The 22,058-nt window shown below is 71.3% G+C and carries 19 protein-coding genes and 1 pseudogene; 8 read left to right on the plus strand and 12 right to left on the minus strand.

Annotation, left to right across the window (positions count from 1 at the left end; genetic code table 11):
• Positions 1–66: 66 nt before the first annotated feature.
• The 6 genes from B7C62_10955 to B7C62_10980 form a co-directional block, all read right to left on the minus strand.
• A complete protein-coding gene (locus B7C62_10955; GenBank protein ID ARF72735.1) occupies positions 67–873 on the minus strand; it encodes an HAD family hydrolase in 807 nt (268 codons plus the stop codon).
• A gap of 74 nt (positions 874–947) precedes the next feature.
• Positions 948–2,492: a nucleotide pyrophosphatase gene (locus B7C62_10960; protein ARF72736.1), complete on the minus strand. Its 1,545-nt coding sequence runs from the start codon at positions 2,490–2,492 to the stop codon at positions 948–950.
• Positions 2,493–2,807: 315 nt separating this feature from the next.
• Positions 2,808–3,515 carry a haloacid dehalogenase gene (locus B7C62_10965; GenBank protein ID ARF72737.1) on the minus strand — a complete coding sequence of 236 codons (708 nt, stop codon included), beginning with the start codon at positions 3,513–3,515 and terminating at the stop codon, positions 2,808–2,810.
• A 77-nt stretch (positions 3,516–3,592) separates the two neighbouring features.
• A complete protein-coding gene (locus tag B7C62_10970) occupies positions 3,593–4,717 on the minus strand; it encodes an FAD-dependent oxidoreductase (GenBank protein ID ARF77094.1) in 1,125 nt (374 codons plus the stop codon).
• A 139-nt stretch (positions 4,718–4,856) separates the two neighbouring features.
• On the minus strand, positions 4,857–5,657 hold the full coding sequence (locus B7C62_10975; protein ID ARF72738.1) for a GntR family transcriptional regulator: 801 nt from the start codon (positions 5,655–5,657) through the stop codon (positions 4,857–4,859).
• Positions 5,658–5,728: 71 nt separating this feature from the next.
• A complete protein-coding gene (locus tag B7C62_10980) occupies positions 5,729–6,793 on the minus strand; it encodes a peptidase (protein ARF72739.1) in 1,065 nt (354 codons plus the stop codon).
• A 181-nt stretch (positions 6,794–6,974) separates the two neighbouring features.
• On the opposite strand from B7C62_10980, the gene B7C62_10985 reads away from it, so the two are divergent.
• The 3 genes from B7C62_10985 to B7C62_10995 all read left to right on the plus strand — a co-directional run bounded on the left by B7C62_10985 (position 6,975) and on the right by B7C62_10995 (position 9,909).
• A complete protein-coding gene (locus B7C62_10985; protein ARF72740.1) occupies positions 6,975–7,601 on the plus strand; it encodes a TetR family transcriptional regulator in 627 nt (208 codons plus the stop codon).
• Positions 7,598–8,110, plus strand: a complete 513-nt coding sequence (locus B7C62_10990) for a hypothetical protein (GenBank protein ID ARF72741.1) — start codon at positions 7,598–7,600, stop codon at positions 8,108–8,110. The genes B7C62_10985 and B7C62_10990 overlap by 4 nt, the downstream gene beginning before the upstream one ends.
• A gap of 212 nt (positions 8,111–8,322) precedes the next feature.
• Positions 8,323–9,909, plus strand: a complete 1,587-nt coding sequence (locus B7C62_10995) for a hypothetical protein (protein ARF72742.1) — start codon at positions 8,323–8,325, stop codon at positions 9,907–9,909.
• A gap of 55 nt (positions 9,910–9,964) precedes the next feature.
• Here the strand turns inward: B7C62_10995 and B7C62_11000 are convergent, their stop codons facing one another.
• Entirely contained in the window at positions 9,965–10,627 is a 663-nt protein-coding gene (locus B7C62_11000) for a TetR family transcriptional regulator (protein ID ARF72743.1), read from the minus strand.
• 66 nt (positions 10,628–10,693) lie between these two features.
• Here B7C62_11000 and B7C62_11005 point away from each other — a divergent pair, with 66 nt between their 5' ends.
• Positions 10,694–11,095 (plus strand): hypothetical protein, encoded by a 402-nt coding sequence (locus B7C62_11005; GenBank protein ID ARF72744.1) that lies wholly within the window; start codon positions 10,694–10,696, stop codon positions 11,093–11,095.
• Between the two features lie 68 nt (positions 11,096–11,163).
• On the opposite strand, the pseudogene B7C62_11010 reads toward B7C62_11005, so the two are convergent.
• Positions 11,164–12,274, minus strand: a pseudogene (locus tag B7C62_11010) (hypothetical protein).
• A gap of 85 nt (positions 12,275–12,359) precedes the next feature.
• On the opposite strand from B7C62_11010, the gene B7C62_11015 reads away from it, so the two are divergent.
• Positions 12,360–13,469, plus strand: coding sequence for an oxidoreductase (locus B7C62_11015; protein ARF77095.1), 1,110 nt, complete (start codon positions 12,360–12,362; stop codon positions 13,467–13,469).
• Positions 13,466–13,948 (plus strand): hypothetical protein, encoded by a 483-nt coding sequence (locus tag B7C62_11020; protein ID ARF72745.1) that lies wholly within the window; start codon positions 13,466–13,468, stop codon positions 13,946–13,948. Before B7C62_11015 ends, B7C62_11020 begins: the two co-directional genes overlap by 4 nt.
• Before the next feature lie 152 nt (positions 13,949–14,100).
• Here B7C62_11020 and B7C62_11025 read toward each other — a convergent pair whose 3' ends face one another.
• The 4 genes from B7C62_11025 to B7C62_11040 all read right to left on the minus strand — a co-directional run bounded on the left by B7C62_11025 (position 14,101) and on the right by B7C62_11040 (position 17,404).
• The gene (locus tag B7C62_11025; GenBank protein ARF72746.1) at positions 14,101–14,961 is read right to left on the minus strand and encodes a 2-hydroxyhepta-2,4-diene-1,7-dioate isomerase; all 861 of its coding nucleotides are present in this window, start codon (positions 14,959–14,961) and stop codon (positions 14,101–14,103) included.
• Positions 14,962–15,098: 137 nt separating this feature from the next.
• Complete coding sequence (locus B7C62_11030; GenBank protein ARF72747.1) at positions 15,099–15,905, minus strand: hypothetical protein; 807 nt, start codon at positions 15,903–15,905, stop codon at positions 15,099–15,101.
• A gap of 154 nt (positions 15,906–16,059) precedes the next feature.
• Positions 16,060–16,398 carry a hypothetical protein gene (locus B7C62_11035; GenBank protein ID ARF72748.1) on the minus strand — a complete coding sequence of 113 codons (339 nt, stop codon included), beginning with the start codon at positions 16,396–16,398 and terminating at the stop codon, positions 16,060–16,062.
• A 160-nt stretch (positions 16,399–16,558) separates the two neighbouring features.
• Positions 16,559–17,404 carry a class E sortase gene (locus B7C62_11040; GenBank protein ARF72749.1) on the minus strand — a complete coding sequence of 282 codons (846 nt, stop codon included), beginning with the start codon at positions 17,402–17,404 and terminating at the stop codon, positions 16,559–16,561.
• 227 nt (positions 17,405–17,631) lie between these two features.
• On the opposite strand from B7C62_11040, the gene B7C62_11045 reads away from it, so the two are divergent.
• Positions 17,632–18,639 carry a preprotein translocase subunit SecA gene (locus B7C62_11045; GenBank protein ID ARF72750.1) on the plus strand — a complete coding sequence of 336 codons (1,008 nt, stop codon included), beginning with the start codon at positions 17,632–17,634 and terminating at the stop codon, positions 18,637–18,639.
• Positions 18,640–18,797: 158 nt separating this feature from the next.
• Entirely contained in the window at positions 18,798–21,935 is a 3,138-nt protein-coding gene (locus B7C62_11050; GenBank protein ARF72751.1) for a helicase, read from the plus strand.
• Positions 21,936–22,058: the final 123 nt, after the last annotated feature.

The raw sequence follows: 22,058 nt of genomic DNA on the forward strand, positions 1-22,058 counted from the left end.
CGCCTGGGCCGACGGCCCGCATCCGCAGTCCTCCATTCGAGGGACCACGGACACGGTCCACGCAGGTCAGGTGCGGTCCGCCTGGTCCGGCAGGTCGATGAGGTCGACCAGGTTCGCGATCGACTCGACGACGTGGGACGGGCGGAACGGGTAGCGGTCGATGTCCGCGACCGTCGTCAGCCCGGTGAGGACCAGGAACGTCTGCATCCCCGCCTCCAGGCCCGCCAGCACGTCGGTGTCCATCCGGTCGCCGATCATGGCGCTGGTCTCGGAGTGGGCGCCGATCGCGTTGAGCCCGGTCCGCATCATCAGCGGGTTGGGCTTGCCCGCGAAGTACGGCTCCTTGCCGGTCGCCTTGGTGATCAGCGCGGCGACCGAACCGGTGGCGGGCAGCGGGCCCTCGGCGGACGGCCCGGTCTCGTCCGGGTTGGTGCAGATGAAGCGGGCGCCGCCGTTGATGAGCCGGATCGCCTTGGTGAGCGCCTCGAAGCTGTACGTACGGGTCTCGCCGAGCACCACGTAGTCCGGGTCGTGGTCGGTCAGCACATACCCGATGTCGTGCAGCGCGGTGGTGAGCCCGGCCTCGCCGATGACGTACGCCGTGCCGCCGGGGCGCTGGTCGTCCAGGAACTGGGCGGTGGCCAGGGCGGAGGTCCAGATGTTCTTGACGGGTACGTCCAGGCCCATGCGGCTGAGGCGGGCGTGCAGGTCGCGGGCGGTGTAGATGGAGTTGTTGGTGAGGACGAGGAAGGGGAGCCCGGAATCCCGCAGCCGCTTGATGAAGGCGTCGGCGCCGGGGATCGGGGTGCCCTCGTGGATGAGGACGCCGTCCATGTCGGTGAGCCAGGAAGTGATCGGCTTGCGGTCTGCCATGTGCGGGGACTCCTGCCGTGCGTACTGCGTGCTGGGGGTGCCCGGACCACGCCGTCCCGGCACCCCCAGCATAATTAGCTGGTGCTGATCTTGACCCCGTCGATCACCCAGTACCAGTTGTTGCTGCCGGTGTAGTGGAACCGGAAGCTCACGTTGGTCGCCCCGGCCGGGACGCTCAGGCTGAGCGACTGCGGCTGGGAGATGACCTCGGAGGTGTAGGTGCGGACGGCGGCCGGGGTTCCGCCGTTCCAGGAGGCGAGGACACGGGCGCTCTGGCTGCCCTCCGGCCGGTAGAGGGTGGTGTAGTCGAGCGTCACGGAGGACTTGCCGCCGACCGCGTACGCCGGGGTGACCAGCGTCGAGTCGAACCGGCCCGAGGACGCCTTGTCGTCCCACTCGTCGGAGTCGGCGACCGCGAAGACGCCGCGCGAGCGGACGTTCAGCTCACGGGACTGGTCGCGCTGGGTGCGGCTCCAGAACTCGTCGGTGGCGAAGGCCCAGCCGCGCCACTCGGCCACTCCCCCGGTGCCCATCGCGGAGTTGATGACCGACCAGCCGCTGGGCGCGGTGTGGGTCCAGCCGAGGACCCCGGCTGGGATGCCGGTCTCGTCGGCCCGGCCCGCGAGCGCCGGGCGCAGGGTCTCGAAGGGGTCGGTGGAGCGCTCCTGGATGGGCCTGCCGTCCAGGCCCCAGGCCGGGTCGGGTGTGATGCCGAGCTGCTTGAAGACGGTGGCGGCGACATCGACGAGCCGGGTGTCCCCGGGGGTGGCACCGGCGGCGATGCCGGGGCCCTGGGCGAGGACGAAGGTGCGCCGCTCCTCGATGGAACTGCCGCCGTGGCCACCGGCGTTGGTGTGGCCGTGGTCGGTGGCGACGATGACGGTCCACCGCTCGGTGGCGTACGAGGGACGGGCCCTGATCGCGGCGAGGAACCGGCCCAGGTAGCCGTCGACGGTGTCGATCGCGGCGCGGTACCGGGCGTGGGCCGCGCCGAGGTTGTGGCCGACGATGTCGACCTGGCCGAGGTAGGCGAAGACGACGTCCGGGTTCTGGTTCCGCAGGATCGACTCGGTGTCGGCGGCGATGGTGGCGTCATGGCCGGTGTAGCCGTCGCGGTCGCCGTCCAGGACGAGCTTGGCGTCGGCGCCCGCGGTGACGGTGCCCTGGGTGTCCAGGGGCTTCCAGTCGACGGCGGCGTACGTGGAGAGCTCGGGCCGCACCTGGGCGAGGCGGGCGAGGAAGCCGGGGTAGCGCGTGTAGTTCTTGCCCGCGAAGGAGTTGTCCTTCACGCCGTGCTTGTCGGGCCAGACACCGGTGGAGATGGTCGACCAGCCGGGGCCGGAGGAGGTGGCGGCCATCGGGTTGGCGTACAGCAGCGAGGTGCCGTACGTGCCGTTCGCCATCATCCCCTTGAGGTGCGGGGCGCTCGCGGCGGCGATGACGTCGTGGCGCAGCCCGTCGATGCCGACGACGAGCACCTTGTCCTTGCTGGTGCCGTTGGGGAGCGTGGGCGGGGCCGCGTGGGCGGTGGTGGCGGTGGCGAGGGGGCCGACGGCGGCGACGGTGGCCGCGGCGGCGGTGGTGGCGAGCACGGAGCGGCGGGAGACGGATCGGGACACGTGATCCTCCAGAGGGGGACGGTGACACGGGGGTTGGCGCAGGGGGGCAGCAACGTGCCTCTGGACCAGACCTGTTACCTTCGCGAGACGGGTGGGCGGAGTCCAGAGCCAGAGCTGTGCGGTGCGGTGCGGTGCGGGATTCCCGGTGCGGGATGTGACCTTGGCAGGGGTCCGTGGCCGAAAGGTGGCCGGTCAGCTTCCGGTGACTGTCTTCCAGGCGTCGATGTACGTGTCCAGGTCGGTGCCGACGTCCGCCCAGTCGGGCTCGGAGTCGAGCAGCTTCTTGCCGTTCTCACCCCGTGAGTTCTGCGGCGCTCATGCCTCGGCCCGGGCGATGAGGTCGGGCAGTTCGGCGATGGACCCGAGGACGTGGGTGGCGCCGGACCGCTCCAGCCGGCCCCGGTCGTGGGCCCCGGTGAGGACGCCCGCGACGATCCCGGCGCCGGACCGTACGCCGCTGAGCATGTCGTACGAGGTGTCCCCCGCCACCACGGTCCGGCGCACGTCGTCCACCGCCCCCGTGCGCAGGAAGGCGGCCAGCACCATGTCCGGGTAGGGGCGCCCCCGGCCGCCCGCGTCGGCGGGGCAGAGGGTGAGGGGGACGAGGTCCTGCCAGCCGAGGGCGGTGAGGATGGCGTCCTGGGTGGTACGGGCGAACCCGGTGGTCAGGACGGTGGTACGGCCTTCGGCGGTGAGCCGCTCGATCGCTTCCCGCGCCCCGGGGACCGGGGCGATACGACCCCCGTCGACCAGGTCTCCGTACGCCTCCTCGAAGGCGGTGTTGGCGGTCTGGGCCTTCTCCTCGTCCCCGAAGAGATGGCGAAAGACGGAGATCTTCGACTCGCCCATGGTGGCGCGTACGTAGGCGAGTTGGCGCTCGTGCTCGGCGGACCCGGTCCGTACGCCGAGGCGTTCGGCGGCGGCGGAGAACGCCTGCTCCACGAGGCCGCCGTCGGCGACGGTGGTACCGGCCATGTCGAGGACGACGAGGTCGAGGCGTCGGGCTTCCGCGGTCTGCGCCACTTGCGCTGCTTGCGCTGCTTGCGCTGCTTGCGTTGCGTGCACTGCGTGCGTTGCTTGCGTTTCTGAAGTCATGAGGTTCACCAGCTCAGTTGGTCGGCGGTCGTTTCGGCGATGGCGGGCGAGCACGTCATGCCGCGCCCGCCGGGTCCGGTCACCAGCCAGACCCCGTCGGCCACCTGCTGGCGGTGGACGACGCGTGAGGTGTCGGTGCACTGGGCGTAGACGCCCGCCCAGCGGTGCCTGATGCGGGGCAGGGGCCGCCCGAGGAAGGTCTCGACGACCCGGGTGAGGTGCTCGTACGGCTCCTCGACGGTGTCGAAGGCGAAGGGGTGCTCGTACTCGTGGGTGTCCCCGATGGTCAGCCCGCCGTCGGTCCGCTGCACCATGAGGAGTTGCATGCGGTGCTCGGTGGCGACCGGGTCCTGCGGCTGGTGGGCGTTGAGGGCGTCGAGCGCCTCGCCGCGGTAGGCCGGGTAGTAGCGGAAGCTGTCGGCGTCGGCGACCGAGGTGGTGAGGGGCTCGCCGAGCGGGTCGGTCTGCATCATCTGGAGCCGGACGCGACGGACGGGCAGCCCGGGCCCGGCCAGCTCACGGACGAGCCCGCCGAGCCAGGCCCCGGTCGCGAGGATCACGGCGTCCCCGGTGTGGATGTCACCGTGGTCGTCGCGCACGGAGGCGGCCCCGACGACGTCACGGACCTCACGGCCCCCCAGGTACGTGTACCGCCCGGACGCCAGCAGCTCGGCCTTCAGGGCGAGTTGGGCGGTACGCGGCTCGACCGCCGCGTCCCGCTCGCACCACAGGGCGGCGGCGAACTCGCCGCGCAGAGCGGGGTTGAGGGCGCGGGCCTCCTCGGCGGCGAGCAGCTTGTAGCCACGCGCGGCGGCGTCGGGCCGGGCGACCGCCGCCTCGGCGACGGCGATTTCGGCGGGGGTCCGCAGCGGGGTCAGCGAACCACAGGCCCGGAAGCCGAGCCCCGGCACCCGCCGCCCGATCCCCTCCCACAACTCCCGCGCTCGCAGGGCGGTTTCCAGCTCCTCGCCACCGGCCCGGCCGCTGACCCAAATCTGTCCGAAGTTGCGGAGCGATGCCCCGCGCGCCTCGCTCTCGCGCTCGATCTGTACGACCTCGTGGCCGCGGCTGACTGCGTGCCAGGCGTGCATGGTTCCCACCACGCCGGCCCCTACGACGATGACTCTCACGGCGGCCACGCTCCTCGGGACTGGTGTCACGGACACATCCGGTCGACAACGAGATGGTGAACGACCCTCCAATCTTGGACTAGACCCGTTACCTTTTCGTTATCGACGGAGGAGTTCCGACCCGGGGATTCCGCCTGTCTCAGCGGCCCTCGTCACCGCCGCCCCGGCGGGTGGTGCCGTCACCACCGCCCAGGTGCGTGGTGAAGGAGAACCGGTCCCCCCGGAACAGCGTCCGCACCCGCTCCAGCGGACGCCCCTCCGTGTCCCGGGAGAGGCGGTGGAGCAGGAGCATCGGGAGGGCGGGCGGGGTGCCGATGAGGAGGGCCTCGCGGGGGGTGGCGAGCACGGTCTCGATGCGCTCGTCGGCGTCCCCGAACGCGATGCCGAGCCGGTCGCGGAGGTAGGCATAGAAGGAGGAGTCCGGGTCGAACTCCGTATCCAGGCGCGGGAGTCGGGCCACGCTGACGTACGTGCTCTCCAGCCCGACCCGCTCGTCGTCGGCGAGGAGCACGCGCTCCAGGTGCCAGACCGGTTCGCCCCGGACCGCCCCGATCTCGGCGGCGAGCGCCTCGGGGCAGGGGAAGCGCTCCAGCCCGATGAGGTGGCGGCCCGGCCGTCTGCCCTGGCGCCGGACCCCCTCGGTGTAGCTGGCGAGCGAGAGCGGCTGCTCCAGCTTGGGTCCGGCGACGACGGTGCCGCGCCCCTGCCTCCTCAGCCGCCCCTCCAGCAGCAGTTCGCGCAGCGCCTGCCGGACGGTCTCGCGCGACACCTCGTGGCGCAGGGCGAGGTCCCGCTCGGTGGGCAGGAGCCCGCCCTCGCCCAACTCATCGATGAGCAGCGAGATCTGCGCCTTGACCGCGTAGTACTTGGGGATGCGGCCGTGCTCCGGGATGCCGGAGCGGATCGGTGCGCCAGGTGCCTGGTCGTTCGGGTAGTCCACCGCCCGATGGTGGCAGACGCGGGTGAACGCCCCGGCGGGGGCCGTGGTGGGAGCCCCGGTGGGGGCCGTGGTCAGCCCGCCGCCCGGCGCATCCGGCGGCCCTTCACCACGAGGGCCCCGCCGCAGAGGACGAGCAGCGCGGCGGCGGCCCCGGCCCAGGGCAGGAGCTCCGGACCGGTGCGGGCGAGCTCGGGGAGCGGGCGCCCGGTCCCGTAGTGGGGCGGCAGGACGGGCCGTTCCTTGCCGCCGCCGTCCACCCGGGGAGGCGCCGAACCGTCGGGGTCGCCCGGACGGACGGGTTCCGGGGTACGGGAGCCGGTGCCCGTGGGTGCGGGCGCGGAGGGGGATGTCTCCGTACGGGGGCGGGGCTCGGCGGGAACGTCCGTACGGCCCCCGACGTCCGCCCCGGAGCGCTCCGGGCGGGGGAACGCGCCGGTGACCCCGTCGACGATCACGAACCGGTACGCCCCCGACTCCCCCACCCAGTCCCCGTCCTCACGGCCGCCCCCCTTGGCCTTGTCCTGGTGGTGGCGCTGGACGACGGCGGCGTGGGCGGTGACCCGGCCGGGCACGGCGTCGGAGGTGAACGCCATCCGGACCCGGACGCTGACGGTGCTCCCGGCGGGGACGGTGAACCCCGCGAAGCCCTCGCCGCCCCCGTCGAAGACCCCGATCTGCTCGTCCTGGTCGGTGCTCTCCCAGGTGACCCGGTGTTCGGTTCCGGGGCGGCCGGGCTGGGAGAACTTCACCTGGATCTGGTCGGCGGCCAGCCTCCGGTCCTCGTCGGTGAGCACGAGCACCGGATGCAGGGCGCCGCAGGAGGTGCCGGTGGTGTTGGTGAGGTCGAGGAACCAGGTGCCGTAGCCGCCGCCGGAGGCGTACGTCGTCGGGGCGCCGTGCATCCGGGCCGCGATGGGGAACTCCTTGTCCCCCGGGGCCCCGCAGGGGGGTTGCTCATCGGCGGCCGCACCGGTGGCCGCCGTTCCCGTGGTTAAGGAGGCGGGGGCGTTCGGGGCCGGGTGGGCGGCGGCCTGCGGACCGCCCAGGAGCGCGGCGGGCACCGCGATCCCGGCGGCCAGCCCGAGGGCGGCGCGCGCACGGGCGTCACGCAGCCGCGCGCAGGAGGTGGGGGACATGGAAGGGCACCCTTCGCTGCTCGCGGAGGACCGGGGCCGGGGCCGCCGGTCGTGGCCTTCGACGCAAACACGCGCGCGCGAGCCAGAAGAGTCGACATGCCGACACCGTTCATCGGATCACCCGACCAGCGGGGATGCTCGCATCATTGCCGGATCAGTCCGATCGGACTAAATTTCATCCATGCGAACGAATACCGGTCCGCCCGACCGGAAACGCCCGTCGTTCATCGAGCGGGCCCGCCGCGCCCAGATCGTCGAGGCCGCCGCCGCAGTGGTGGCGGAAGTCGGGTACGCCCACACCTCGTTCGCGCGGATCGCCGAGAAGGCCGGCATCAGCAAAAGCGTGATCACGTACCACTTCAGCGGCAAGGACGAGATCCTCCGCCTGGTGGCGACCCAGTTCTTCGGCCAGGGCTGGCAGTACATGGAGGCCCGGATCGCGGCGCAGGAGACGGCCGCCGGGCAGGTGCGGGCCTGGATCGAGTCCGAGCTGGACTTCTTCGGCGCCCACCGCACCGAGTTCCTCGCGATGCGCGACATCATGGCCAACCACCGGAGCGAGGACGGTTCGTACGCCTACACCGACGAACTCGCCGAGGAGGTCGACGGACTCGCGGAGATCCTGGCCCGGGGGCAGCGCGACGGCGAGTTGCGGCCGTTCGACACGCGGGGGGTCGCCGACATCATCCTGCGCTGCGCCAGCGGTGTCCTGGAGTCGTGGGCCATGGACCCCGGCACCGATCTGAAGGGGCAGACCGCTGTGCTCCTGGACTTCATCGACCACGCCATCGGGAAGGACCCGGCATGAACCATCCGGAGCACGACATACCCGAACTCACCCTCCGGCCACCGGCGAACCCGGTCGAACGCCGGGCCATCGGCTGGTGGATGCTCCGCGCCCTCGCCGGTTCCGGTCTGCTCCTGGCCGCCGCGATCACCGGGTACGCCCTGTGGGAGGCGGCCCGCCCGTGGCTGATCGTGGCCGTGGTGGGGTTCGCCGTACTCCTGGTGGTGAAGGTGGCGGTCGAGCCGCTGTGGCGGTACCGGGTGCACCGCTGGGAGACCACGGACGAGGCCGTCTACGCCCGGACCGGGTGGCTGGTACGTGAGTGGAGGGCCTCGCCGCTCTCCCGCGTACAGACGGTGGACGCCGTCCAGGGCCCCATCGAGCAGCTCCTGGGCCTGTCGACCCTGCGGGTGACCACCGCGTCCTCGCGGGGAGCGGTCGACATCTGCGGGCTGGACAAGGAGACCGCCGCACGGGTCGCCGCCGAGCTGACCCGGACCGCCCAGCTCACCCCGGGTGATGCCACGTGAACCCCCGCGGAACCCTCCCGGAGGAGGACGCCCCCCGCCCCGGAGAGGACGGAACCCGCCTTGGGGAGGACCGCCCCCGCCCTGGAGAGGACAGAAGCTGCTCCGGAGAGGGCAGCCCTCGCCCCGGTGAGGAAGGTCCCCGCCCCGGAGAGGACGCCCCGCACCCCTCGGACACCTCCTCCGGCCACCCCTGGCAGCGGCTCAGCCCTCGTGTGATCTGGGTCGATCTCGCCCGGAGCGTCCTGTCGCTGGCGCCCGCCGGGATCGCCATCCTGGTGGTCGGGGTCAACCCCGGCTCCGGGCAGCTGTGGCCCCTCATCGGGTTCGCCGTGGTCGGGGTCATCGGCGCGTTCGCCGACGCCCTCCGCTGGGTCTTCACCCGGTACCGGATCACCGCTTCGCACGTGGAGCTGAGGACCGGGGTCTTCCTGCGGGTGCACCGGTCGATCCAGCGCGACCGCATCCGCAGCGTCAACATCGAGGCCAGACTGCGCCACCGGCTCTCGGGGCTGCGGGTGGTGAACATCGGCGCCGGACAGCAGGCCGTCGACGGCGAGTCCGCGCTGAAGCTGGACGCCGTGAGCACCGCCGCCGCGCGGGCCCTGCGGGACGAATTCCTCGGCCCGGCGGGCGCGTTCGGCCCGGCGGGCACGTCGTCCGCCGCGCCCGGCCGCCCCGGGGGCGGGGACGGCGCAACCGGCAGCCCCGGGGACGGTGAGCCGAACCGCCCTGACCACGGACACAGTGAGCCGGTGGCGCCCGGCGCGGACCGGCCCCTCACCGTGTTCGCGCGGTTCGACCCCCGGTGGGTCGTCTACAACATGTTCAACAGCTGGGCGTACGTCCTGGCCGTCGGGTTCGGGTGGGGCACCTACTGGCTGCTCGACACCTTCGGGGTGGACGTCGGCGGCTTCGTCTCCGGGCTGCTGGACTGGGAGTCCCTCGGCTGGGCGGGCACCGCCGCCGTCGCCTTCCTCGCCGCCACCGTCCTCGGCGCGGGCGGGCTCGCCGTGACCTACTTCCTGGAGTACGGCAACTTCGAGCTGGCCAGGGTCCCCGGCCCGGAAGGCACCATGCTGCGCACCCGGCAGGGGCTCCTCACCACGAGGGAGGTCAACCGCGACGAGAACCGCGTCCGCGGGGTGCAGATATCCGAACCGGTCCTGTGGCGCTGGATGGGGGTCAGCGACACCAGCCTCATCACCACCGGACTCAGCCTGTGGTCGATGTCCCAGCCCGCCGCCATCCTGCCCCGGGGCCCGGTGTCCGTCACCCGGCGGGTGGCGACCGAGGTGCTCGGCGCCGAGGAGAAGCCCCTCCACGCCCCGCTCACACCCCACCCGAGGGCCGCCCTGCGCCGCCGCCTCTGGTGGGCCACCCTGACCACCGCCTGCACCGCTCTCGTCCTGCTGTGGATGGCGGTGACCGGCGTGCTGCCGTACGCGGCGATCTGGGCGGCCGCCGCCCTGTGGCCGTGCGCCCTCGGCGCGGCCTTCGTCGCCTACCGCGCGCTCGGCCACACGGTCAGCGGGGCCTACCTGGTGACCCGTTCCGGACTCCTCAGCCGCTCCACGACCGTGCTGCGGCGCTCGGCCGTGAGCACCGTCGTGATCCGCGAGTCCTTCCTCCAGCGCCGCCTCGGGCTGCGGAGCGTCTCCACCATGACCGCGGCGGGATACGGCGGGTACGACACCCCGGACATCGAGGCGCGGGAGAGCCTGGACTTCGCGGTCCGGGCCGCGCCGGGCCTGCTCGACCCCTTCCTCACCGAGAAATCCGCGCCGGAGGGGAAGAACTGAGCCCCCACCCCGCACATCCACTCTGAAAGTCGACATGCCGATACGGTTCACGCGCTCACCCGGCTGACGGGCCCACGGAAGGCCCGCCCTCGGGCCCCCCGCCCTCGCCCCCGCCGTCGAGCAGACTCGCCCCCGACACCAACGCCCGGGCCGTGTCGGCGAAGTACTGCTCGTCGGCGCCCGGAGCGAGGCCGAGAAGCACGCCCTGGCTGAGGCCGATGAGCACGGCCCTCAACGCGGTGGCCAGGCGCTGCGCCTGACGCTGTGTCACCGGGGCCCCCTCGTGCGGCCGGCCGGTGAACAGGGCGATCAGCCGCTCCTCCCCCGCCCGGACCGACGCGGCCAGCCGGGGCCCCACCTCGGCGTCGTGCAGGGCCATGTCCAGCAGGGTGAACTGCAACGACTGGTCGGCCGGAGCGTCGGCGGCATCACAGCTCCGCCGGTAGTACCGGGCGAAGGCGTCGACCGCACCCAGGAGATCGGCGTCGGCCGGGACCGCCCGCTCGATCTCCTCGTAGTGCGGCTGGAGGTACTCGGTGACCAGCGCGCCCAGCAAGCCGCTCTTGCTGCCGAACAGCGAGTACACCGCCCCGGTGGTCAGCCCGGCCCGCTCGGCGATCTCGTCGAGCCGGGCCCGGTGCCCGTCCCGGGAGACGACGCGGAACGCCGCGTCCAGGAGGGCGCGGCGGTTGCGTCCCTTGGTTTCGGCCCTCGTCATTCTCATAATTCGATTATCTTAGTAATCAGATTACGGAAGTGCACGCAGGGTCGAGAAGGAGCACTCATGTCACCCATGCTTGCGGGAGCCACTGCCGACGGCGTGTTCAAGGTGGTGCTCGGCGCCGCCTTCGTCCTCGGCCACACCCGGCTCGGCGACCCGCTCGGCGTGCCCGCCTGGTTGATGGCCGTCTCGGGCGTGGCCCTGCTGATCGGCGGCGGGATCGAGATCAGGTACGTCCGCCGCCGCCCGATGGCCACCTGCCTGCGGCTGATGATCGCCTACGACAGCGGCTGGGTGGTGGCGAGCGCCGCGGCCCTGGTGATGGCGTGGCAGGGCAGCACGGCCGGGGGTGAGCTATGGGTCGCGTACCTGACGGCGGCCCCTCTCCTGCTCGCCGCCCTGCTGATCCGCACCCCGGCCTCCGCCCCCGACTCCGCGCCCGCCTCCACCTCCGTACGCGAGTGACTTCGCCTCCGTACGCCAACCAACCCAGCTACCTGGGCCCCGAACACCCGCCCCGCACCCTGCCCCCCCTACCCCCGCTCCCCCACCCGCCCGAACACCGGCGCGAGCACCAGTTGTGCCGCGCCCTCCGCGACCGGCCGGTCGCCGCCCGCCGCGACGGTGACGGACACGTGGGCCCCGCCGCCGCCCCGCGCGGCCCGCTCCGCGATCACGGCGCGGACCCCCCCGTACGTACGCGTCCTCGTCCGCCGCCACCGTCCGCCCGCCCAGCACCACACGGTCGATGTCGAGCAGCCCCACCAGGTTCGCCGCGCCCGCGCCCAGCACCCGGGCCGCCTCCGCCCGGTCGCCGCGCGCCTCGGCGGCCAGGCAGAGGGCCTCGATGCAGCCGCGCCCGCCGCATCCGCATACCGGCCCGTCCAGCTGGAGGGTCTGGTGGCCGAACTCCCCCGCCCCCGTCCGCGCGCCCCGGTGCACCTCGCCGCCCAGGACGAGGCCGGCGCCGAGCCCCGTACCGAGGTGGAGGTAGGCGAAGTCACCCGGCGGCTCGCTCAGGGAAAGGGTCAGGGCGGCGGCGTTGGTGTCCTTGTCGAGGGCGACCGGGAGGCCGGTGCGCTCGGCGAGGGCGTCGCGCAGGGGGTAGCCGTCCCACTGCGGGAAGCCGGTGACGCGGTGGAGCACGCCGTTCCGGTGGTCGAGCGGACCGGGTACGGCGACGCCGACGCCGAGCACCTGCTTGTGCGGTTCGGCCGCGCTCAGATCCCGTACGGCGTCCGCCGCGTCCGCGAGCACCCGGTCCGCCGGGGCACCGAAGTCGAGCGGGGCGGTGGTGAACGCGACCGAGCGCCCGGCGAGGTCGACCAGTACGGCGGTGAGCCCGTCGCGGTCCAGGTGGAGCCCGACGGCGAACCGGGCGTCGGGGACGAGGCGGAGCACCGTACGCGGCTTGCCCCCGGTGGAGGGGCGCAGGCCCGCTCCGGCGGCGAGCCCCTCCGCCCGCAGCCGGGCGGTGATCTTGCTGACGGCCTGCGGGGTGAGGCCGGTGCGCTCGGCGAGCTCCAGCCTGCTGATGCCCTCCGCCCCGGCCTCCCGCAGCAGGTCCAGGACGAGTGCGGCGTTGTGGTGGCGCAGGGCGGGCAGGCCGACTCCGGCCTGGGCCTTCGTCAGGCTCCCGTTCACGGTTCGCTCCTCTTCACCACACCATTGTGCCGGTCGCTTGCACTTTGGCAACAGCGTTGCTTAAGTGGAATCCATGGTGGAACACATGGTTGCCAACGCCCCTCTCCGCGTCGCCCTCGTCGGCTACGGCCTGGCCGGTTCCGTCTTCCACGCCCCGTTGATCGCGGCGACCGACGGCCTGGTCCTCGACACGGTCGTCACGGCGAACGAGGAGCGCCGGGCCGAGGCCCGCGCCGCCCACCCGGACGTGCGGTTCGCCGCCTCGCCGGACGAGCTGTGGGAGCGCGCGGACGAGCTGGACCTGGTCGTGATCGCCTCCCCGAACAAGACGCACGTCTCCCTCGCGACGGCCGCGCTCAAGGCCGGTCTCCCCGTGGTCGTGGACAAACCGATCGCCGGGACCGCCGCCGAGGCGCGCGAGCTGGCGGCGCTCGCCGAGGAGCGCGGGCTGCTGCTCTCGGTCTTCCAGAACCGCCGCTGGGACAACGACTTCCGCACCCTCGCCGCGCTGATCGCCGACGGCGAGCTGGGCGAGGTGCAGCGCTTCGAGTCCCGGTTCGAGCGCTGGCGTCCGCAGCCGAAGGGCGGCTGGCGCGAGTCGGGCGACCCGGAGGAGATCGGCGGGCTGCTGTACGACCTGGGCAGCCATGTCGTCGACCAGGCACTGGTGCTGTTCGGACCGGCGGTACGGGTGTACGCGGAGGCCGACGTACGGCGTCCGGGCGCGGCGGCGGACGACGACACCTTCATCGCGATCACGCATGCGAACGGGGTCCGCTCGCACCTGTACGTCAGCGCCACCACGGCCCAGCTCGGCCCCCGCTTCCGGGTGCTCGGCTCGACGGCGGGCTATGTGAAGTACGGCCTGGACCCGCAGGAGGCGGCCCTGCGCGCCGGTCTGCGCCCGGCGGCCGGGGAGCCGTGGGGCGAGGAGGTCGAGGAGGTGTGGGGCCGGATCGGTTCCGGCGAGTCCCCGCTGACCGGCGGCGGCACCCCGGTCCGTACGCTGCCCGGCGACTACCCCGCGTACTACGCCGCCGTCACCGCCGCGATCCGCGGAACGGGCGAGAACCCGGTCACCGCGCTCCAGGCGGCAGCGGCCCTGGACGTCCTGGAGGCGGCGCGCCGCTCGGCCCGCGAAGGCGTCACCGTAACCCTGCCCGGAAACCTCCCCCACGAGGAGCACCCCGCATGAGCACCACCTCTTCCCCCACGATCTCCGAGCTGATCGCCCAGGAGCGCCGGCTCACGCTCCCGCACTTCTCCTACGACGACGCGTTCGTGCTCGGCAGCCTGCTGGTGGCGCTGGCCCGGGAGCGGCACGCCCCGGTGGCGATCGACATCCGGCGCGGGGCGCAGCAGCTGTTCCACGCGGCGCTGCCGGGTTCGAGCGCGGACAACGACGCGTGGATCGACCGCAAGCGGAAGGTGGTCGAGCGGTACGGCGAGAGCTCGTACCTGGTCGGCACCCGGTTCCGCGCGAAGGGGACCACGTTCGAGGAGTCGTCCCGCCTGGACCCGGACACGTACGCGGCACACGGCGGTTCGTTCCCGATCGCGGTGGAGGGCGCGGGCGTGATCGGCACGGTGACGGTGTCGGGGCTGCCGCAGGCGGAGGACCACGCGATGGTGGTCGAGGCGCTGGAGCAGTTCGCGGCGACGCGGGGGGCGTGAGGGGCGTACGTGTACGGGGCCGGGAGCGCCCCGTACACGTACACCGGCGAGGTTGACCGCCCCGTACACGTACCGGCGAGGTTGACCGACCCCGTACACGCACACGTACACCGGCGAGGTTCACCGCCCCCGTACACGTACACCGGCGAGGTTTACGCGTCCTTCAGCTCCTGGCGCTGCCGCCCCAGCCCCTCCACCTCCAGCTCCACCACGTCCCCCGCCTTCAGGTACGGCTTCGGATCGGGCTGCCCCATGGCGACCCCGGCGGGCGTACCGGTGTTGATCACATCGCCCGGGTAGAGCGTCATGAAGTGGCTGAGATAGCGGACGACCTCACCCACCGGGAAGATCTGGTCGGCGGTGGTGCCGTCCTGCTTCAGCTCGCCGTTGACCCAGAGCCGCAGCGGGAGGGCCTGCGGGTCGGGCACCTCGTCGGCGGTGACGAGCCAGGGGCCCAGCGGGTTGAACGTCTCGCAGTTCTTGCCCTTGTCCCAGGTGCCGCCGCGCTCGATCTGGAACTCGCGCTCGGAGACGTCGTGGGCGGTGGCGTACCCGGCGACATGGGCGAGCCCCTCCTCCGCCGAGCCGAGATAGCGGGCGGTGCGGCCGATGACGACGGCGAGTTCGACCTCCCAGTCCGTCTTGCGGCTGCCGCGCGGTACGAGCACGGTGTCCTCGGGCCCGACGACGGTGTCGGGGGCCTTGAAGAACAGGATCGGCTCCGCCGGGATGTCCGCCCCCGTCTCGGCGGCGTGGTCGTGGTAGTTCAGCCCGATGCACACGATCTTGCCGATGCGCCCCAGCGGCGGCCCGACGCGCAGCCCCGCCGGATCGAGAGCGGGCAGCACACCGGGGGTGCCGGCGGCTGCCCGTACCCGGTCGAGGGTCGAGGCGTCGGCGAGCAGATCGCCGTCGATGTCGGGAACGATCCCCGACAGATCACGCAGAATCCCGTCCCGGTCGAGAAGTGCGGGGCGCTCCGCGCCCGCCGTACCGACTCGAAGCAGCTTCAACGGTCCAACTCCTCTTGTTCGAGGTGGGGCCCTTCGGCGGGGTGCGGGCCGACGAAGAACTTGTCTGATCCTCCAAGAGCCCGGATCACTCCGCAAGACCCCGTTCACACACTGGACCGGCGCACCGGACGACGGGACTACGCCGCTTTGGCCATGGCGCCGCCCGGTCCGGCCGTGTCCGTGTCCGTGCTCATGCCCGCGTCCCGGTACAGGTCCCGGTAGAGCCAGGCCCGCTCGACGGCGCTCCAGGCAGTCGTGGTGACGACGTACAGGGCGGCGGCGAGCGGGACGACGGCCACGGTGATCAGGGTGGCGAACGAGAGCAGCGGCATCATCTTCACCATCGCGCCCATCCCGGGCACGGGCTGCCCGTCGGGGCCGGTGGCGGGGGTCATCGGGTTGGCGGCCATCTGCCGCTTGGTGAGCCGGTAGCTGAAGGTGGCGACGGCGAGGACGAGCGCGAAGAGCCCGAGGTACACCAGCCCGTGCGCCCCGAGGACCCCGCCCGCCCCGAGGGCGTCGTGCCAGCGCCCGCCGAGCGGGGCGCCGAGGAGGTCGTGGCTGAGGAGCGCGTTGGGCTCGCCGCCGATGGAGCCGCTGGAGAAGAGGTGGTAGAGCAGGAAGAAGGCGGGCATCTGGAGCAGGCTCGGCAGGCAGCCGGAGAGCGGCGAAACCTTCTCGGCGGCGTGCAGCTCCATGATCGCCTTCTGCATCCGCTCGGGGTTCTTCCCGTGCTTCTTGCGGAGCTCGGCGATCTGCGGCTGGAGCCGGGTCCGGGCCTTCTGCCCGCGTGCGGCGGCCCGCGAGAGGGGGTGGACGGCGAGCCGTACAAGGGCGGTGAAGAGGACGATCGCGGCGGCGGTGGACGCGCCGTGGAACAGCGGCTGGAGCAGATCGGCGAGGGAGCCGACCAGGTTCGCGAAAGCGGACATGAAGGCGGACATGGGTGAGCCCTCCGGGGGTCTCGTCGTGCCGGGAGAGGTACGTACACGCACGTGGTGCTTCGGTACGCGGTGCTTCGGTACGCGGCAGGACGACCGGCGCGGGAGGGCGCTCCGGGGTGCTTTCAGGGCTTACGAGGTGGAGTGCGGGAGCGCCCTACGCGGCGACGGCGGCCGTCGGAAGGCCGTACCCGGGCGCCCGGGGCCTGGTCCGCCCCCGGGCGTCGGGATCGCGCTGGGGCAGGAAGGCGGTGCGCTTCTCCCGGTCCCTGATGGCAGTACGGACCCGGGTGCGGGGCACCGGGGCCGCGCAGCGGGCGCTGATGACGGAGCAGGCGAGGAGTGCGGAACCGGCCGCGGCGGTGGCGGCGAGCGCGACGGCGGCGGAGAGGCCGCCGCCCTCGGCGAGGAGGATCTCGGCGAGGAGGAGGACCAGGAGGGCGGCGGGCCGGAGCAGCCGGGTGAAGGCGGAGCGCAGACGGTCGGCGTCGCGCATCGGCGTCGCCTCCTCTCCGTTCCGTCTCTTGCGTCTCTCCGTACTCCGCACCGGTGACTCCCGGCAGGCACTCCATTCGTTATACACGATGATCGGCGCGGGCCCGGTTGTGTCCAGGGGCTTCGCTCACCGGGGGCTTCGCTCATCGGGGGCGTACGGCTCATCGGGGGCGCATGGCGGTGAGTTTCCCCCAGACGATGAGGCGGTAACGGGAGCTGAACTCGGGGGTGCAGGTGGTGAGAGTCAGGTAGTACCCGGGTTCGCTGTACCCGGCGGAGGTGGTGATGTTGCTGCGCGGGACGGGCGCGATGACCCCGCTGTCGGAGGGCGCGGTCCGGGCGAGGCTCTTGTCGACGGTGTACGTGTACACGGCGTCCCTGGTCTCCACGGTGATCCGGTCGCCGGGCCGCAGCCGGTCGATGCGCCGGAAGGGCTCGCCGTGGGTGTTGCGATGCCCGGCGAGCGCGAAGTTCCCGGCCTGCCCGGCCTGGGCCGTACGGGAGTAGTGCCCGACGTACCCCCGGTCGAGGACGCCGCCCTTGTCGGTGCCCTCGGCGACGGGGGCGGTGAGGCCGATGCGGGGGATGCGCAGGACGGCGTAGGCGTGGTCCCAGCGGGGGGAGGTGCGGGCGGACGGGGCGGGACCGCGGGAAGGCGCGGAACCGACGGAACCGGAGGACGCACCCGAGCCCCCCAAGGCCGACTCTTCACCACCACCGCCAACAGCACGGACCTCACCACCCTCCTCGACGGGTGGGGAGGGCTGGCCCCACTCCCGCTGGAGGGCCTGGACGGTACGCCCGGCGTCCTCGCGGGCCAGCTGGTTGGTCCACCACAGCTGGTGGGCGACGAGAAGGAGAAGAACGACCCCGAGGGTGACGACGAGCTCGGCGGAGACCCACAGCCCCCGCGCGAGAAGACCCCGCCCACGGAGCCGCGGGGACCGCACGGTGAAGCCCTCGGCCACGGAGGCCGCCGGCTTCCTCCGCGTCCGCCCCACGCCCATGCGCACTCCGCCCCCGTTCCGCCCCGGCTTCGGCTCCACCCCGGGCTGCGACACGGCGGGCACGATAGAGCGAAACCCCTCAACTCTCCACACATATCCCCCGTTCCGCTTCCACCTCTCACGCCCCCACACCCACCTCCCCTCCCCGGCCCCCACCCCGGGACGGTGTCCGGGGTCTCCTCCCACCTCTCCCCCGACCGCCGCCCTCCACCAGTACCGTGTGGTCCATGCGCCCCGACACGCCTGCTGACCACACCACCGAAGCCGAGCGCCTGCTGCGCACCGCGGCGCAGTACCCCGAGGACCAGGAACCGCTGGTCCTCCAGGCCGCGGCCCATCTGGAACTCGCCGGTGACCGTGCCCGCGCGAGCACGCTCTACGACGACCTGCTCGCCGCCCCCGAGTCCACCGTCGACAACCCGCACCTGATCAAGGCCCTGAAAGCGGCCAACCTCTGGGAGTACGGGCACGAGGCCGAGGCCCGCGCGATCATCGAGGGCATCCGCGCCGCGGGCCCCCTGGACGCGGCGCCCTGGCAGGTCGCCGCCGAGACCCTGGAGGCGCACGACGAGCTGGAGTCGGCGCACGACTTCTTCTCGACCGCGCTGACCCTGCTGCTGGCCCCCGGCGAGGAGGTCCCGTACGCGACGCAGTCCCTGCTGACCGGCCGCCACCGGGTCCGCCGCCTCCTCGCCCTGCCCCACGACACCTGGGACGAACTGGCCGGCGCGCTGAACACGGCCCCGGTCCCCCTGGACGAACTCCACGACCCGAAGCGCCTGTGGTCGCTGGGCTCCTCGGACCCGGCGGAGCTGAAGGCGGAGATCACCCGCCTGCGCGCGGAGCTGGGCACGTACCGTACGGCGCTGTCCCGCCCGTTCCCGGTGGCGGTGCTGCACTGGCCCGAGCAGGAACTCCGCGAACTGCTGACGGCGTACCCCGAGTTGACCGAGGAGTACGTGGACCGCGCCACCCACCTGTCCCGCCTGGAGGCATCCCTGCGCGACCTGCACGCGGCGGGCACCCCGAACCTGGGCATCGTCACGGGCACGGTCCCCTCGTACGAGGCATTCGCCGCCTCCGAAGCCACCTCCCCCACCACCCCCGCCCTCCTCCCCCAGTACGCCACCACCCTCGCCGCCCGAGGCCGCGCCACCCCCTGGCCCCCGTCCCGCACGGCCGCCTGCTGGTGCGGGTCGGGGGAGGCTTACGGGGGGTGCCACGGGGGCGGGTGACTACTGCCTCACGCCCTTGGCAGGGGCCGCCGACCACGTTCTACAGAGGCGGCCCCTGCCACTTTCCGTAGCCATTACCCGCACTCTCAACCCACCTGTCACTCCTCCTTGATACAACTGCACATGCAGTACGCAGCCAAATGAGGGGGACGCGGGACATGCCCAACAACATGTCGGACGAAGCACCAGTTGCTGGGCTCTATGAATCGCTCATCACCCATCGGCTCGCTGAACGGATGAAGCAGCTCGACTCCACGGGCTGGCGCTCCATCGACGCGTCGGTCGGTACGGAATCGGCGCCTCACGTGCTCTCTCGCCATATCGGCGCCACCGTGCGGCAGGTACTCCAGGGCCTCTCCCCTGCCGAACAGGTGATTGCGGCCAATCACATCCTGGAATCGCTCAACACGATCGAAGGTGCGACAGAGTGGGTCGATCTCGTCACCGATGGGCCGCGCCAACTGCTAGCCGTCGCGGAACAGGAAGCTCCAGGCGTCTACGCCATACGCCCAGCCACACCGTTGTCCGAGACGGCACTCATCACGAACGCTCCCGAGGACCCCAGCCTGGGATTCGAGCTGCGCGCCGAGCTGGCCACAGCTGACCGCGTCGACCTCCTCTGCGCATTCGTGAAATGGCACGGGCTTCGCGTCCTGGAGAAGTCTCTGTCGTCGGCGCGCGAGCGCGGCATTCCCATCCGCGTACTCACGACGACCTACATCGGCGCGACCGAACGCCGCGCTCTGGACCGGCTGGTGCGGGACTTTGGCGCCGAGGTGAAAGTTAACTACGAGCTCCGGTCCACGCGCCTCCACGCCAAAGCATGGCTTTTCCGGCGTGACAGCGGTTTTGACACGGCGTACGTCGGCAGCTCGAACCTCTCCAAAGCTGCGCTCCTGGACGGGCTCGAGTGGAACGTCCGCCTCTCCTCCGTCGCAACGCCTTCAGTGATCCGCAAGTTCGAGGCGACCTTCGACGCCTACTGGAGTGAGCCCGCTTTCGAGTCGTACGACCCTGACAAGGACGCACAGCGGCTAGACGACGCTTTGTCCCGTGCGGGTGGCAGCGGCCGTCCCGGATCTACGAGCATCACCCTTTCCGGCCTAGAGGTCCGCCCGTACCCCCACCAACGGGACATGCTCGAACGCCTCGAAGTCGAACGCACCGTGCACGATCGCCACCGGAATCTCCTCGTCGCAGCTACGGGGACCGGGAAGACCGTCATGGCGGCACTGGACTACAAGCGCCTACGCCAGACACTGGGGCGGGACCCGCGCCTGCTCTTCGTAGCGCACCGCAAGGAAATCCTTGAACAGTCCTTGCGCGTTTACCAGAACGTCCTCATCGACGCGAACTTCGGCGAGCTGCTGTTCAGTGGCGAGATCCCCCATCGGTGGAACCACGTGTTCGCCAGTGTCCAGTCACTCACCGCGCAGGCTCTGGATCGCATCGCCCCCGACCACTTCGATGTGATCGTGATCGACGAGTTCCATCACGGCACGTCACCCACCTATCGCAAGATCATGGACCACTTCCGGCCCCAAGAGCTTCTGGGCCTGACAGCCACCCCGGAACGCATGGATGGATTGAACATCCAGGACGAGTTCTTCGATGGCCGGATCGCGGCGGAGATGCGGCTCTGGGAGGCGTTGGAGAACGAGCTCCTCAGCCCCTTCCACTACTTCGGTGTCACCGACAACACGGACATGAGCGCTGTCACATGGAAGCGCGGAGCCTACGACTCCACGGCGCTAAGCAATCTATTCACGGGCAACAACGCACGAGCTCGACTTGTGGTGCAGGCAGTAAAGGACAAGGTCACCGACCCCGGCTCCATGCGCGCCCTGGGGTTCTGCGTATCAGTCGCACACGCGCACTTCATGGCTGACTTCTTCCAACGCGCGGGGCTGAACGCTGTCGCCCTGTCCGGCGAGACTCCATCGCACGATCGCAAAACCGCACTTGACGACCTGCGCTCCGGAGCGCTCCAAGTCATCTTCTCCGTCGACCTGTTCAACGAGGGGCTCGACATCCCCGACGTCGACACCTTGCTCCTCCTGCGCCCTACCTCCAGCGCCACCGTCTTCCTTCAGCAGTTGGGCCGTGGCTTGCGACGCACGGAGGACAAAGCCGTCCTCACGGTCTTGGACTTCATCGGCCAGCACCGCAAGGAGTTCCGCTTCGAGGAGCAGTTCCGCGCCCTGACGAACCTGACCCGTAACCGCCTCCTCAACAACATCGAGCAAGACTTCCCGCAACTGCCATCTGGCTGCCAGATCATCCTTGAGACAAAGGCCAAGGAACGGATCATTGACAACATCCGCACGCAGATCGCGGTCAACGTCACGCAGTTGGCCCGCGAGGTCGCTTCCTACGCGACACCGCGCCTCGCGGACTTCCTCAAAGAGAGCGGCCGGGAACTCAAAGAGCTCTACCGTGGCAACGGAAACTCATGGACGGGTCTCTTGCGCCGAGCGAAGCTCATGGACGCGGTCGGCCCTGAAGGCGAGCAGCCTCTCCTCAAGCGGGTCTCCGCCTTCCTTCATGTCGACGACCCACTGCGCGTTGCGGCCTACAGCAAACTGCTAGCCGATGATGCCCCTCCCTACGACGAACTCAGCGAACAGGAACAGGGCTACGCCCGCATGTTCTTCTTCTCGCTCTGGCCGTTGGGAGAGGGCTTCTCCAGCTACCAAGCCGGGCTGGACTCGCTCCGCCATCAGCACGCGTTCCGTGACGAGCTGCGCCAAGTGCTCGCCCATGCCCTAGAGCGAGCCGACCACGTTCCAGTACCGCTCCTCGGGACGCACGCCGCCATCCCGCTGACCATCCACGCTTCCTACAGCCGCGAAGAGATCCTCCCTGCACTGGGCCAAGCCGCCGTGGACGGATTCAAGCCGGGGCACTTCCGCGAGGGGGTGAAGTGGTGCGAGAACATCCAGACCGATGCCCTGTTCGTCACGCTTGAGAAGGACGAGAAGGACTTCTCACCCGAGACTCGCTACAAGGACTACGCCCTCAACGATTTCCTCTTCCATTGGGAGTCGCAGAACCAGACATCGGAGAAGTCCCCCACAGGGGTTCGCTATCAGACCCACAAGGAGAAGGGCACGCACATCCTTCTCTTTGTGCGCCGATACAAGAAGACGGATATCGGAGGCCCTCAGCCGTGGATGCTCATGGGGCCGGCGGAGTACGTCAAGCACACGGGCAGCAATCCCATGGCGATTGAGTGGAAGCTCTTCCAGCAGATTCCGGCCGATGTCTTGACCTACTCGGCCATCGCTGCTGGCTAAAGGCTGTCCCGCACCCTTCAAGCGGGCGAAGGTCTACTCGACAGCACAGCAGTGGGCCAGGCGACGGTCCGTGGCGCTGCCGCTGGAGGGACCGGGTACTGCTGGTGGCTGTCCGCTACCGCG

It is taken from the genome of Kitasatospora albolonga (assembly GCA_002082585.1).
Taxonomy (GTDB): domain Bacteria; phylum Actinomycetota; class Actinomycetes; order Streptomycetales; family Streptomycetaceae; genus Streptomyces; species Streptomyces stephensoniae.